The 15,007-nt window shown below is 31.8% G+C and carries 8 protein-coding genes; 3 read left to right on the top strand and 5 right to left on the bottom strand.

The features are described 5' to 3' along the window. Window positions 1-34: 34 nt before the first annotated feature. On the bottom strand, window positions 35-2,689 hold the full coding sequence (locus HLB29_RS01570) for a valine--tRNA ligase (RefSeq protein ID WP_185623404.1): 2,655 nt from the start codon (window positions 2,687-2,689) through the stop codon (window positions 35-37). 681 nt (window positions 2,690-3,370) lie between these two features. Between HLB29_RS01570 and HLB29_RS01565 the strand changes: the two genes are divergently transcribed. Next, window positions 3,371-3,877, top strand: coding sequence for a ferritin-like domain-containing protein (locus HLB29_RS01565; protein ID WP_185623403.1), 507 nt, complete (start codon window positions 3,371-3,373; stop codon window positions 3,875-3,877). A 612-nt stretch (window positions 3,878-4,489) separates the two neighbouring features. Then, entirely contained in the window at window positions 4,490-6,034 is a 1,545-nt protein-coding gene (locus HLB29_RS01560) for a 4Fe-4S dicluster domain-containing protein (protein WP_185623402.1), read from the top strand. Between the two features lie 154 nt (window positions 6,035-6,188). Here HLB29_RS01560 and HLB29_RS01555 read toward each other — a convergent pair whose 3' ends face one another. The 3 genes from HLB29_RS01555 to HLB29_RS01545 all read right to left on the bottom strand — a co-directional run bounded on the left by HLB29_RS01555 (window position 6,189) and on the right by HLB29_RS01545 (window position 10,216). Beyond that, window positions 6,189-6,917 carry an ATP-binding cassette domain-containing protein gene (locus HLB29_RS01555; protein WP_185623401.1) on the bottom strand — a complete coding sequence of 243 codons (729 nt, stop codon included), beginning with the start codon at window positions 6,915-6,917 and terminating at the stop codon, window positions 6,189-6,191. Next, window positions 6,917-8,452, bottom strand: coding sequence for an ABC transporter permease/substrate-binding protein (locus HLB29_RS01550; protein WP_185623400.1), 1,536 nt, complete (start codon window positions 8,450-8,452; stop codon window positions 6,917-6,919). The genes HLB29_RS01555 and HLB29_RS01550 overlap by 1 nt, the downstream gene beginning before the upstream one ends. Before the next feature lie 213 nt (window positions 8,453-8,665). Continuing rightward, window positions 8,666-10,216: an ABC-F family ATP-binding cassette domain-containing protein gene (locus HLB29_RS01545; RefSeq protein ID WP_185623399.1), complete on the bottom strand. Its 1,551-nt coding sequence runs from the start codon at window positions 10,214-10,216 to the stop codon at window positions 8,666-8,668. A gap of 133 nt (window positions 10,217-10,349) precedes the next feature. On the opposite strand from HLB29_RS01545, the gene HLB29_RS01540 reads away from it, so the two are divergent. Continuing rightward, window positions 10,350-13,169, top strand: coding sequence for a transglycosylase domain-containing protein (locus tag HLB29_RS01540; protein ID WP_185623398.1), 2,820 nt, complete (start codon window positions 10,350-10,352; stop codon window positions 13,167-13,169). Between the two features lie 104 nt (window positions 13,170-13,273). On the opposite strand, the gene HLB29_RS01535 is transcribed toward HLB29_RS01540, so the two are convergent. Continuing rightward, the gene (locus tag HLB29_RS01535; protein WP_185623397.1) at window positions 13,274-14,887 is read right to left on the bottom strand and encodes a DEAD/DEAH box helicase; all 1,614 of its coding nucleotides are present in this window, start codon (window positions 14,885-14,887) and stop codon (window positions 13,274-13,276) included. Between the last annotated feature and the right edge of the window lie 120 nt (window positions 14,888-15,007).

Here is a 15,007-nt window from a genome sequence, read left to right as displayed (position 1 = left end):
CTAGTAGAAATTCTTACTATATTATATAGCTACCTTAATTAAACTTTTTCAATCTTTCTTCAATAGTTTTTAGGATTTCTTCAAATTTTTCCTTTTTCGCTTTTTCTTCCTCTACTAACTTTTCCGGAGCTTTATTCATAAATCCAGGGTTATTTAGTTTGCCCTCTACTCTCTTTATTTCTGACATGGCTTTTTCTTTTTCTTTATTCAGTCTTTCTTTTTCTTTTTCGAAATCAACAAGCTCGTCAAGAGGTATAAATAATTCAACTCCATCAATCACTATAGATACGGCATCTTCAGGTATTCCTTCTTTGGTGTCTTTTATTTCAACCTCAGATGCAGAAGCAAGTGATTTAAAGTACTCTTTTCCATCTTCCATCGCTTCTTTTTTGCCATTTACCGGAACAATTATAATTTTAGCCTTCTTTGAAGGTGGAACATTCATCTCTGCTCTTACATTTCTAACATTCCTAATAGCTTCCATAATTAAGTCCATTTTAGTTTCTTCAATTTCCATGTTGTCATTCTCATCAAAATGTGGATATTGAGCTTTAATAATTAAACCTTCAACAGTTGGAAGATATGAGTATATCTCTTCCGTAATAAATGGTATGAACGGATGGAGCAATTTAAGAATTTTTTCAAGTACATAAGTTAAAGTATATAAAGCTGCTCTTTTAGCCTCTCTATCTTCTCCGTACAGTCTTGGCTTTACTATTTCTATGTACCAATCACAGTATTCTGACCAAGTAAAGTCATAAGCCTTAGATAAAGCGATACCCAGTTCAAATTTGTCCATATTTTCTCCGACTTCTTTAACTATTCTGTTTGTTCTGGAAATTATCCATTTATCTGCCAAAGTTAGATTATTTTTTATCTCATCTCTAGTTAAATTCTCTAAAAGAGTTTCGTCTTCTAAATTCATAAAAACAAATCTTGATGCATTCCATAATTTATTGTTAAAATTACGTGCAAATTCAACTCTTTCCATATAAAATCTCATATCATTTCCAGGAGAATTTCCTGTTGTCAGAGTGAACCTAAGAGCATCTGCACCATATTGTTCTATTATTTCTAATGGATCTATACCGTTTCCAAGAGATTTAGACATCTTTCTTCCTTCAGAATCTCTAACTAATCCATGTACTAATACATAATCAAATGGCTTTTCATTCATACAGAACATCGCACTAAATGCCATTCTAACTACCCAGAAAAATATTATATCATATCCGGTCACTAATACTCCAGTAGGATAGTAGTAATCTAATTCTTCAGTTTTTTTAGGCCATCCAAGTACTTCAAAAGGCCATAACCCGGATGAAAACCAAGTATCGAGAACATCATCATCTTGTTTTATATTAGTTGAACTACATTTTGAACATGAAGCAGGATGTTCTTCTGAAACCATGATTTCACCACATTCCTGACAATAGTAAGCGGGAATTTGATGTCCCCACCATAATTGACGTGATACACACCAGTCTCTTATATTTTCCAACCACTGCAGGTAAGTCTTATCAAATTTTTCCGGAACAAACTTCAAGTCTCCATTTTTTAATATATCTATTGCAGGCTTAGCAAGTTCATCCATTTTAACAAACCATTGTAAAGATAATCTAGGCTCGATTACAGTATGACATCTATAACAAGTTCCTACCGCATGGTCGTGTTTTTTGATATTTATCAAGTAACCTGATTCATCTAAATCTTTAACAAGTTCTTTTCTACATTCATATCTATCCATTCCTCTATATTTTCCGGCAAGTTCATTCATTGTAGCATCATCATTCATTACATTTATTTCTTCTAATCCATGCCTTTTACCAACTTCAAAATCATTAGGATCATGAGCCGGAGTCATTTTAACTGCACCGGTACCAAATTCCATATCTACATATTCATCTGCTACTATGGGCAATTCTCTTCCAACTAGTGGCAATATTGCATATTTTCCTATCAAATGTCTATATCTGTCATCTTCCGGATGAACTGCTATACCACTATCACCAAGCATTGTTTCCGGTCTGGTAGTCGCTATTTCAAGAAATTCATCACTATCTTTAATAGGATATTTAATATGCCAAAAATTACCATCTTTATCTTCATGTTCTACTTCTGCATCAGATAGAGTAGTTAGACAGTCTGGACACCAATTTATAATTCTATTGCCCCTGTATATATGTCCCTCTTCATAAAGCTTTACAAAGAATTTGGTAACGGCCTTATTACATCCTTCATCCATTGTAAATCTCTCTTTATCCCAGTCACATGATGCTCCCAGTTTTTTTACCTGATTGACTATCTTTCCTCCAAATTCTTCTTTCCAGGCCCATGCTTGTTTTAAAAATTCTTCTCTGCCTACTTCATACTTTGTTTTTCCGGTTTCCTTTTTAATTCTATCTACTACTTTTACTTCAGTAGCTATAGACGCATGATCAGTTCCCGGAATCCATAGTGCTTCAAATCCATCCATTCTCTTCCATCTTATAAGAATATCCTGTAGGGTATCATCAAGAGCATGACCCATATGAAGTTGTCCAGTGATATTTGGAGGAGGCATTACAATAGTAAATGATTTCTTATCTTTATTAATTTCTGACTTAAAGCAGCCTTTTTCCTGCCATTCTTGATAAATTCTCTCCTCAAAATCTTTGGGATTATAGTTTTTCGCTAAATTCCTTTCCATAATTTGTACCTCCTATTATAATTGCCAATGAATAATTTATATATAAATATAATTCTAATACTAAAAAAGAGCTTCTCATCCAAAAAAGGACGAAAAGCTCGCGTTACCACCTTTATTCCGAATTTATAAATTCGACACTCAAAATCTTTAACGAAATTACCCGTACCGTATTACACAACTAAATTTATCTTAAAAACTCAATAGAAAAAGACTAATGGCTAAATGTTCAATAAGTATTTTCATTTATAAGACATTTAATTCTATCTAAGAATAATTTAACCTTCATACAGTCCACTCAAAAGCTACCTTCAAAATATCCTGTCTAAAAAATTTCCACCAAACATTTTCTCTCTATAAAACCAGATATTTTTACTCCTCTTTATCAAAGTGATTAAACTATTAATGTAATGTCTAAATTATATAATATATTACTCCCTTTTGCAATATTAAATCGATATTGATTATATTATATAATCATCAATATTATTATAGTCTTTACATATACTCCTTTGACAAAAAATGTAGCTATAAACATTTTATATTTCATCATAAATATTTAAATTGTTCTCGTATTTTGTAGGAAAAAGTTTTTTTAAATGGTTTGTTGGTATTTTGTTGGGTATATTTTAAATACAGATTTTTATTTTAAAAAATTTATTTATATGTTATGGAGGTAATAATATGCAGAAAAATAATTATATTGATATTCTAAAATATGCAATGAACATGGAGAGAAAAGCGGGCGAGTTCTATAAAATGTATATGGATAAAGTTGAGGAAGACTCAAATAAAGAAATATTTAAACAACTTGCTGAAATGGAAGATGAACATTATGAAATCCTTGAAAAACAACTTAAAAAAGTTGAACAAGATGGATTATTTGCAGAATTTGATATTAAATCTATAGGTAAGGCAGAAGATATCTTTAAAACAAATGAAAGAGATATCAAGAGTATAGATTTTTCAAAAGCCGTTTTAGATTTACCAATACTTAGAATGGCATATGGTATGGAAAGTGATTTTGCCGATTTTTATTCAAAGGCTGCCGAAAAAGCCGAAGATCCTAATGCTAAAAAACTACTTGAAACTTTGGCTGATTGGGAAATTGTTCATAGAGATTCTTTCAATGAAGAAATAAAACTGGCGACTGAACATTCTTGGTTTAGCAATAGTTTTGCACCATTCTAAAAAAGAACATAAAAATACCTAAAATTAAATATAAGATTACATAAGGGATGACTCTAGAATCTATAATTTTGATATATTATATAAATACATATTTTTAATAATTTGTATTCTCAGTTTTTGATAACTATTTTGAAGAAATATATCTTAGACTTAAGAGACATCCCTTTTATATAAAAATATCTTTAGAAATATAATTACAATTATTTCTTCTATAATAATTTAAATTACTTTGTTAAAAATATTTTTGTCGACATAGAAAAAGTTTTGACTACATTGAAATACTTTTTTACCATTTTTTATTTACTCTTATACTATTCTTTATGAACATCAAATTAAATAAAATACAATAATAAGTTAATTTATTGTTAACAAATACTGTTTTTTATTAATTTTTTATTATACAAAATAAATAATATGAATTTTCTATAATTTCAGTTTTTATCACTTTTTTTAATAAACTAAAGTTAAATAGCCATTATTCACTTTTAAATTTTATAAACAATGTTAATTTTTTTTAAAAATATTGCAACAAATTGTGTTCCTTTTCATTAATAAATATGTTATACTTGTAACGCTAAGAGTAATTAAGAGTATTTCAGGGGAGGTAAAGAAATGAGCTTAAAAGGTATTTTCACGGTAATAGCGAAAGTACGTCGTGATGTTTTCACCGAAGTTGCTAGATTTGCTTATGAAGGTGAAGATTACAATAAATTGGAAGAAATTCCTTACAAGATAGTTCCTGGGGAAGTTGCCCAGATAAGAGAAAGTATTTTTCTTGAAAGAGCAATTGTTGGTGAAAGAATCAGATTGGCAATGGGATTACCTCTTAGAAAGGTAAATGAACATGCCCCTCTGTCAACTGGAATAGATGAACATACTGTTCAAAATATTATATATAAACCACCATTTGTTAATATTATCAAATTTGCATGTAATTCATGTCCAGACAACGTATACAAAACAACAGATATATGTAGGGGTTGCTTAGCCAGACCTTGTATTGAAGTCTGTCCGAAAAATGCAGTTTCAATGGTGAATGGCAAATCATTTATAGATCAGGAAAAATGTATAAAATGTGGAAGATGTAAAAACGTTTGTCCTTATTCTGCAATCGTTAAATTAGAGAGACCATGTGCCGTTTCTTGTGGTATGGATGCCATAAAATCAGATGAACTTGGAAGAGCTACAATAGATTATGATAAATGTGTTTCTTGTGGTGTATGTATATCTTCATGTCCATTTGGAGCAATAGCAGATAAAACTCAAATATTTCAGTTAATCAATGAAATGAAAACTGGAAATAAAGTCATTGCTGAAATAGCACCTGCTTTTGCCGGTCAATTTGGACCTAAGGTTACTCCAGAAAAGTTAAAAGCTGCCCTTCTTGAACTCGGTTTCTTTGATGTTGTTGAAGTTGCTATAGGTGCAGATTTATGTACTATCGAAGAAGCTGAAGATTATCTTGCAAAAGTACCAGAAAAATTAGACTTCATGGCTACATCTTGTTGTCCGTCTTGGTCAGTTATGGCAAAAAAACAATTCCCAGAATTCAAGGAAAATATCTCCATGGCTATGACACCGATGGTATTTACAGCCAGATTTATAAAGCAGAGATATGAAGATTCTAAGGTTGTTTTTATAGGACCTTGCGTATCTAAAAAACTTGAAGCAACAAGAAAATCTGTTAAGAGTCATGTCGATTATGTTCTTACTTTTGAAGAAGTAATGGGTATGTTTGAAGCTAAAGGAATCAAGCTTGAAGAGATGGAACCAGCTACTAATTTTAATTATGGTACTGGTGCCGGTAGAGGATTTGCTGTATCAGGAGGAGTTGCTAGTGCAGTTGTGGATGTAATAAAGAAAATAGATCCGGATAGAGAAGTACCTATTGACAAAGCGGATGGATTAAAAGAATGCAGAAATATGCTTTTACTTGCAAAAGCGGGGAAAAGAAATGGATATCTTCTTGAAGGTATGGCCTGTCCTGGAGGATGTGTTGCAGGAACTGGAACTATACAACCGGTCAACAAAAGTACTGCTACCATAAATAACTATAAAAAGAAGGCAGAACTTCAAGTAGCCAATGAAAGTAAATATGCAGAAGTTTTAGCAAATCTTGATGATTCATGGTATGATGATTGGGATATTGAAAAATAAAACATATTAAATAGTATTTTGAGTGTATATAATTTTTTCTGTAAATTAGCCTTCTGTGGCTAATTTTCCTATTAGACAGTTTTTAAAATTTAAGTATTTACTACAGGAGAGACTAGAAATAATCTAGCTCTCCTGTTTTCATAGAGTATATATTTTATAGCCTTGCCGCTTCTATCAGACTTTTAACATAATCGGTTTGTGGACTTGATATAATTTCTTCAGGAGTAGAGATTTGTTGTATTTCTCCATTTTCAAGCACTAAAACCCTGGTTCCCAACTTTATGGCCTCTGATATATCATGTGTTATAAATACTATTGTTGCACCAATTTTTTTGTGTATTTCTTTTAGTTCTTTCTGAATTTGATTTCTAGTAATTGCATCCAATGCCCCAAATGGTTCATCCATCAATATTATTTTGTGGTTGGCTGCTAATGCCCTTGCAATACCGACTCTTTGTTTTTGACCTCCGGAAAGTTCGTTGGGATATTTTTTCTTAGCATCAGCCGGTAAATTAACTAATTCCAACATATTATCTACTATATCATCAATTTCACTTCTATCAAGCTTTAATAATTTGGGTACATAGGATATATTTTCATATACGTTCATATGAGGAAAAAGCACATTTCCTTGTATTGCATAACCTATACCTCTTCTTAACTCTATAATATCGACCTGGGAAATATCTTTTCCATTTACTAATATCCTTCCCTTATCAGGCAATACAAGACCATTTATCATTTTCATCAAAGTCGTTTTTCCACAACCGGAAGCTCCAATAATGGTTAAAAACTCTCCTTTATATATATTTAAATTAAAGTTTTTGATAATGGTCTTTTCATTGTATGACTTAGATACATTTTCATAAACGATCTCACCCATTATTTCACCTCCAAAAATCCATTTTCTTTTAAAAATTTATATGCTACATCGTAAGGTTTCATGCCTTTAGTTTCAACTAAGTTATTCAACACTGACATTTTTGAATCGTCCAAACATCCTTCTAATCTTTTCATCTGAACTTGAATTTCGGGATATTTCATTAATATCTCTTCCCTTGCAACTGTTCCTGCAAGATATGAAGGATGTAAATGTTTATCATCTTCCAATAAAACTATATTGGGATTGCTTAATTGCCCATCAGTAGTAAAAACAGTAATCGCATCTACTTCATTATTTAATAAAGCTTTATACTTCAACCCATTATCCATATCAATTATTTTCTTAAAATTAAAATTATATGTATCTTTTAATGGTTTGTATCCATCCTCTCTGCCAAAATAGTCATATCCTGCAGCATACACCACTTTGTCCGATATTTTTTGTAGATCACTATATGTTTTTAAATTATATTCATCTGCTAATTCTTTCCTTACTGCTAGTCCAAATGTACTATTAAATCCTAATAAATTTATCCATTTAATTTTAAATTTATCATAGTATTTTTTTTCTAATTCCGGAAACATACTTTCATCATATTTACTTTTTTCTTTCAATACTACCTGCCATATAGTACCTGTATAATCAGCATATAAATCGAAATCACCCTTTACCATTGCAGGATGTATATTTCCGGTTCCTCCTGCTACACCATCTGTCATAACTACCTTTAAATCCGTATTTTCCTCTATCATTATTCTTAAAATCTGACCTACAATCAAGCCTTCAGTAACCGGTTTTGTCGCAATTCTCACTTCATGCTTATTTGTACTAAGATTAAAGATAAAACTGAAAACTATCAATAAACTTAGTACAGGTATTAATATTTTTCTGTATTTTTTGCCTGAATCTTTTCTATCTTGCAATATTTTTCCTATCAATCCCAAAATGGCATCAAAAACAATTGCCAATAATGCCACTAATATACTCCCGGCCAGAATCATAGTAGGATTATTAGTTGTAATCCCTCTATATATGGCTACACCCAGACCACCTGCGCCAATAAAAGATGCAATACCCGTCAAAGCTATTGTCATTACAACCATATTTCTTATTCCAGACATTATTATAGGTGTCGCTAATGGCAATTTTACCTTTAATAAAAGCTCTTTTTCCGTACTTCCCATGGCAACAGCAGCTTCCAGTATATCTTCATCAATACTTTTTATACCTGTGTATGTACTTCTAACCATTGGTAGTAGAGCATATATTGTAAGAGCTACTATTGCCGTAGAATTTCCAATCCCGGTAAGTGGAATAAGTACTCCTAATAATGCAATAGCTGGTATAGTATACAATACATTTACCACTCCTAGAACTATGCTTGCAATTTTCTCTCTCCTACTTATAAATATCCCTATAGACAAACCTATTACTATTGCTATAAAACTTGAAAAAAGTGCTATCTTTATATGATCAAAAACTAAATTCATAAATAAATCTTTCTGATTAAATATTAGATTTATTACTTCTCCCATTATTTTTTACACCTCCTTATTAAAAAAGAACTGGTTAAATAAATCATGCACTTATAATGCATTGATAAATATTTTAACCAGTCCCCTCCATTTTTCTATTATTTTTAAATTTTAATTTTTTATATATAATACTCTAATTATAACATACACTTTATCGTTGGCAATAACTATTTGGATTTGAGTTTCAATTCATAATTGGTTTTCAAATGCCCCCTATACAATTTTTGTTGTAAAATCTTCTATATTCCAAACATCATTTACCACATCATTATAAAATTCCGGCTCGTGACTTACCAAAAGAACTGTACCTTTAAATTCCTTAATAGCCTTCTTCAATTCATCTTTTGCATCTACATCCAAATGATTAGTAGGTTCATCAAGAACCAAAAAATTAATATCTTTTAACATAATTTTACACAATCTTACCTTTGCAGCTTCTCCACCTGAAAGAACTCGCATTTGACTCGTGATATGTTCGTTTGTCAGACCACATTTGGCAAGTGCTCTTCTCACATCTATATTATCTAATCCCGGAAATTCGTTCCATACTTCTTCCATCGCAGTGTTTGTATTTTCATGAGAGCTTTCTTGTTCAAAATATCCAACTTCCAGGTAATCCCCTAACATAACTTCTCCTTTAAATGGTTTAACAATTCCCAACAGGGTTTTAAGTAAAGTTGACTTACCAATACCATTCATTCCCTTTAGAGCTATTTTGTTACCTCTTTCTAACCTAAAATTTACGGGCTTTGTAAGCGGCTCATCATATCCAAGAACCAAATCTCTAGTTTCAAATACTACTTTTCCACTTGTTCTGGCATTCTTAAATTCGAAAGTCGGCTTAATCTTTTCCCTGCGTTTTTCCAGAATTTCCATCTTATCAAGTTGTTTTTGCCTTGAATTTGCCATTCCTCTTGTAGCAACTCTGGCTTTATTTCTAGCAATAAAGTCTTCAAGCCTCTTTCTTTCTTCTACCTGCTTTTCATATGCTTGATCTTCTTGACGTTTCTTTATTTCATTCATTCTGACAAACTCATCATAATTTCCTTTGTATCTATTTAATTCCCCATTTTCCAGATGATAAATTACATTACATGTATGATTAATAAAATCTATATCATGTGAAACAAGTACAAAAGCATTTTCATATTCCTGTAAATATCTTGTAAGCCATACTATATGCTCTTCATCCAAAAAGTTAGTGGGTTCATCAAGAACTAAAATAGTCGGATTTTCAAGTAATAATTTTGTTAATAGCACTTTTGTTCTCTGACCACCGGATAAATCCGATACATCTTTATCAAGACCTATCTCTCCAAGTCCTAAGCCATTTGCAACTTCTTGAATTTTGGCATCTATTGTATAAAAACCACTATGTTCAAGAACGGTCTGTATTTCAGCGGTTTCTTCAAGATATTTTGTCATTTCTTCATCACTAGCTTCTGCCATTTTATCATATATTTCAAGCATCTCTTTTTCAAGCTCGAACATATTCTTAAAAGCATCTCTTAAAACACCTCGAATATCCTTACCTTTCTCTAATACGGTATGTTGATCAAGATACCCCACAGTAATCCTATTTGACCATTTAATTGTACCTGCATCCGGCATTAATTTCATTGTTATTATATTTAAAAAACTAGATTTTCCTTCACCATTCGGACCTACTAGTGCAATATGTTCACCTTTTCTTATTCTAAAGGAAACATCTTCTAAAATAGTCCTTGCACCAAATCCATGGCTAACATTTTCTACAACTAGCATAAATTACTTCCTTTCAAAATTTATATTATTCTACTTATATATCATATTATTAATTATCAATAAATACAAGTAAATGTTGTGTAAAACTCATATTTAATGATATAATTATTAGATAGTAAGGAGGTTACAAATTATGAAAAAAGAAAACCCTGAAGCTAATAATAAAGTAAGAAGAAAATCTGTAAGTTCAAGAAATTCTTCTAGCTCTAGAACTGGCTCTTCAACCAGTAGAAAAGACTTTTTACTTCCATCAGAAAGGAAAAAATCTAAAATGAATTCAGATGGAAAAACTAGAGCAAATTCAAATACTTCAAGGAAATCAACAGCAAGTACTAATCCTTCATCGAAAACTAGAGCTGTAAGTGCTTCTTCTGCATCTAGAAATAGAAAAGATGTTGATGGTTCAAACCTTTCTAATAAAAACGATAGAAGAAATAATAATAATAAAAATATATCCGGTAAAAAGAATGGATCTAAAGCTTTGAAACGCAAATTAAAAAATAAGCGTAAGAAAAAAATTATCGGTGGTTTAATAGCTGCTATGATCTTAGTATTTGCAATCGGACTTGGATTTATATTTGCATCATTGAAGGATGTAAAACCCGTTAATGAAGCTTTATTGGATAAGTTGACACATCAAACTACTACTATAAAATATTCTAATGGAGAAACAATGTCTACGGCTCCAACTTTATATAAAAAGACTCCGATACCTCTAAGTGATATGTCTCCATACCTTAGAAAGGCAATAGTATCTATAGAAGACGAACGTTTTTATTCACACAGCGGTGTTGACTACTGGGGATTAGGTCGTTCAGTCGTAAAAACACTTGTAGGTAAAAAACAAGGTGGTAGTACTATTCCTATGCAGGTATCTAAAGTTTTGCTTACAAGTAGTGATCAGACACTTAGCCGTAAAATTAAAGATATTTACTATGCACTGGAAATGAGTAAGACTATTAGTAAAGATAAGATTTTGGAAACATACCTTAACAACTATTTCGTTGGTAGAGGGCTTGTTGGTGCAGAATCGGGTTCTATGGGATATTTTAACAAACACTCCAAAGATCTAACTTTAGGAGAAGCAGCTATGCTTGCCGGTATCACTAGAAATCCGGCTAAATATACACCTTATATAACTACTAGAATAACTGGAAATGAATCAAAAGGAGATCTTGATCATAAACTGCTATTTTTCCTTCCTACAGGAGAATTGCAGCCTGCGAATTCAGTAGAAAAAGATATGTATGAAAAACTTTATGAATGGGAATTAGTAGATTGGGATACATATAAACAACTTAAAGGTGGAGATCTTTTAGTTAGAAAAGCTATAAATAATCCTAAATCTAAAGAAAGGCAAGAAATTGTCTTAAACAAGATGAAAGAACTTAACGTCATAACTGAAAAACAGTATATATCGGCAATAAGAGAACCTATAAATATACGTTTCCCTGATTCAAAGGAAAAAATTGCAAATTCAGTCGAAAGTTTAATTGAATATGACGTGATAGATGCTCTTATGGAGCAAGGTAAAACTGAAGAAGAAGCTAGAAATATGTATTATAATGGAGGTTTAATTATAAATTCCACAATAGATCCTAAGATTCAAGAATCCATTGAAGAAGAATATGATAACAACTCAAACTTCCCTAACCATATTATAGCTGCAAATGGTCTTAGCCAACCTCAATCGGCAAGTGTAATTATTGATTACAGAACCGGTAATATAAAAGGATTAATTGGTGGAAGAAACATAAAGGCCAGAAAAACACTTAATAGAGCCATAACTCCTTATCAGCCTGGTTCAACTATTAAACCACTTTCTGTATATACACCTGCAATAGATACTCAGAAGGTAACTCAATCAACATTGATTTCAGATGTACGTGGTGGATACAGATTTAAAGAAAATCGAGCTGATAATCCGGAAACGACTACTCAAGGTTATGGTACTATGTCAATAAGACATGGTTTAGCTCTTTCATCGAATACTATAGCTTATAAAGTTGGTGAATTACTTGGTCCTACATATGATGATTCTATCGATGTCATGATGGACTATTTGAGAAACTTTGGTATAACTACTATACTTGACTTTAAAGAAGAAAATAAAGCTGGTTTACAGCGTAGTGATAGACACTTCAACTCTCTTGTACTTGGAGGTCTTACTAAGGGAGTTACTCCTCTTCAAATGGCATCTGCCTTTGGTACTCTTGCAAATGGAGGAGTTTATGTAGAACCACATATTTATACAACTATAACAACTTATAATGGCGAAATGCTAATAAAAAATACTCCTCAAACACATAAAGTAGTAGATCCGGATGTTGCCTTTGTCCTTACTGATATGCTAAAGGCCGTTGTAAAAGAAGGTATCGGTACAAATGCCGCACTTTATTCCGGAATCCCTGTAGCTGGAAAAACAGGTTCCACAAATAATTATTTGGACACTTGGTTTGTCGGATATACACCTTACTATGTAGGTGCAGTATACATTGGTGACGATGCCGGAATAAAAAACGAAGATGGAACAACTATGCAGAGACGTCGTATTGAAGGTGGTAGTTCTACATCTTCCGCAAGACTTTGGGGTAAAATAATGAATAAAGTACACCAAAATCTAGAGTATAAACAATTTACCAAACCTGAAAATGTATATCTAACTACTATCAATCCAGTTGATGGAGGTAGAGCAGCATATGGCGTTCTAGCAGCATATATAGAGGGAACTGCACCGGATAGATATAGTTATGTAGCACCAAGAAGAACTATTCAACCTAGAAATAGGGTAACTCCTGGAACTACAACCCCTGGAAATAATCCTGGTGGAGTTACACCTGGTGTGACACCTGGAAATACTCCTGGTACAACAACACCGGGCAACGGAAATAACGTAAGAGGAAACCAAAATTATCCTCGAAATAATGGTCAACCATTTTCTCAACAAAGATAATAGTTTATTAATAATCAAGTAAATATATAGACAATTATTTCAAAATTTAAATAATAAAAACAGCCATCAAGATTTAACCCTTGTATGGCTGTTTTTATTATATATTATCTCTTTCTATTTGCACGTTCAATATTCAATTTATTACCTTTTATTTTTCTATTCTTCATCTTTAAAATTATTGTCTTAGCTTTACTTTTATCTACATCTACAAAGGTATATTTGTCATATACATCTATATTTCCAATATGCTTTCCTCTAACACCGGTTTCTCCGGCTATCGAACCTAATATATCCTTAGGCTGTATTTTTTGGTTTCTACCTACATTTAAGAAAAGTCTAATCATATTAGAATCACTATATTTTCTATTTCTTTCTCTTCCATTTTCTCCTGAGAAATATTTTTCTTCTTTTATTTCCTGCTTTTCTTCATCACCCAAACTTGTTTTTACAATTGCAGCACATATGTCTATTAAAGAATAATCCTCTTCATTTAAGAAATCTTCTACCCATTGTAATTGCTTTGCAAAGTTACCTTCATCCAGAGTTTGCTTTACAGTTTCAAAAAATTGGCTTACCTTTTTTTGTTCAACATCATTTACAGTTGGAATAGAATGCTTCATAATTTTGGATTTAGTATATCTTTCAATATCTTTTAGTTTTCTCATCTCTCTACCAAATGCAAAAGAAAAAGCTATTCCTTCTCTACCGGCTCTACCTGTTCTACCAATCCTGTGAACATAATACTCTTCATCTTGAGGAAGCTCATAGTTTATTACACACTCTACGTCATCTATGTCTATACCTCTGGCTGCAACATCAGTAGCTACAAGAATATCTATTGTAGATGTTCTAAACTTATCCATCACAATATCTCTCTGAATCTGTTTCATATCTCCATGTAGGGAATCAGCTCCATATCCCCTGGCCTGAAGATCGGAAACCAATTCATCCGCCCCTTTTTTTGTATTGGTAAATACAACAGTTAATTTAGGATTATACACATCAATCAACCTAGTAAGTACCTCTAGCTTGTTTGCTTTTTTTGTCTCTATATAGAATTGTTTAATATTAGATACCGTCAATTCTTTTCTTACTACTTTAATATGGACAGGATTTTTTTGATATTTGTCTGTTAAATCTAATATTGATTTGGGCATAGTAGCAGAAAACAATGCTGTTTGTCTGCTTTCAGGCACATTTTTCAAAATAGTTTCTATGTCTTCTCTAAATCCCATATCCAACATTTCATCAGCTTCATCTAATACAACTATTTTTACATCTTGCACTTTCAATGTTCTTCTGTTTATGTGATCTATCACTCTTCCTGGAGTACCGATTATAACCTGCACACCGCCCTTTAAAGCTTTTATCTGTCTATCTATAGGCTGTCCACCATAAATAGGCAAAGTTTTTATACCATGAGTATACTTTGTAAGTTTTCTCACTTCCTCAGATACCTGAATAGCAAGCTCTCTTGTAGGACAAAGAATTATAGCTTGAAGCCTTTTATCAGAAGGATCAATTTGATTTAACATCGGAATACTAAATGCCGCTGTTTTTCCCGTGCCGGTCTGCGCTTGACCTATTATATCATGCCCCTCTAAAAATACTGGTATTGCTTTTGCCTGTATTGGAGATGGTTGTTCATAACCTAAATCCTCTATTGCTTTTTTAATTTGTTGGTTTATTTCTAATTCATTAAAATTTGTTATTTCCATAAAACTTCCTTTCTATAACATATCATTTAATTATACGTCTTTATTAACTATATTGCAAATTTATTTTTACTTTCACAAATTATAAATAAAAGTAATATTTTTTTATAATTTTTTTCAGAA

The sequence above is a fragment of the Peptostreptococcus canis genome, from assembly GCF_014229965.1.
Lineage (GTDB): Bacteria > Bacillota > Clostridia > Peptostreptococcales > Peptostreptococcaceae > Peptostreptococcus > Peptostreptococcus canis.
The sequence above is the reverse complement of the archived record's forward strand: the minus strand, read 5'-3'. Positions and strand labels throughout refer to the sequence as shown.

Coding starts and splice junctions, on each gene's coding strand:
- HLB29_RS01570 (WP_185623404.1), bottom strand. CDS start 2,689: ATGGAAAGGAATTTAGCGAAAAACTATAATCCCAAAGATTTTGAGGAG.
- HLB29_RS01565 (WP_185623403.1), top strand. CDS start 3,371: ATGCAGAAAAATAATTATATTGATATTCTAAAATATGCAATGAACATG.
- HLB29_RS01560 (WP_185623402.1), top strand. CDS start 4,490: ATGAGCTTAAAAGGTATTTTCACGGTAATAGCGAAAGTACGTCGTGAT.
- HLB29_RS01555 (WP_185623401.1), bottom strand. CDS start 6,917: ATGGGTGAGATCGTTTATGAAAATGTATCTAAGTCATACAATGAAAAG.
- HLB29_RS01550 (WP_185623400.1), bottom strand. CDS start 8,452: ATGGGAGAAGTAATAAATCTAATATTTAATCAGAAAGATTTATTTATG.
- HLB29_RS01545 (WP_185623399.1), bottom strand. CDS start 10,216: ATGCTAGTTGTAGAAAATGTTAGCCATGGATTTGGTGCAAGGACTATT.
- HLB29_RS01540 (WP_185623398.1), top strand. CDS start 10,350: ATGAAAAAAGAAAACCCTGAAGCTAATAATAAAGTAAGAAGAAAATCT.
- HLB29_RS01535 (WP_185623397.1), bottom strand. CDS start 14,887: ATGGAAATAACAAATTTTAATGAATTAGAAATAAACCAACAAATTAAA.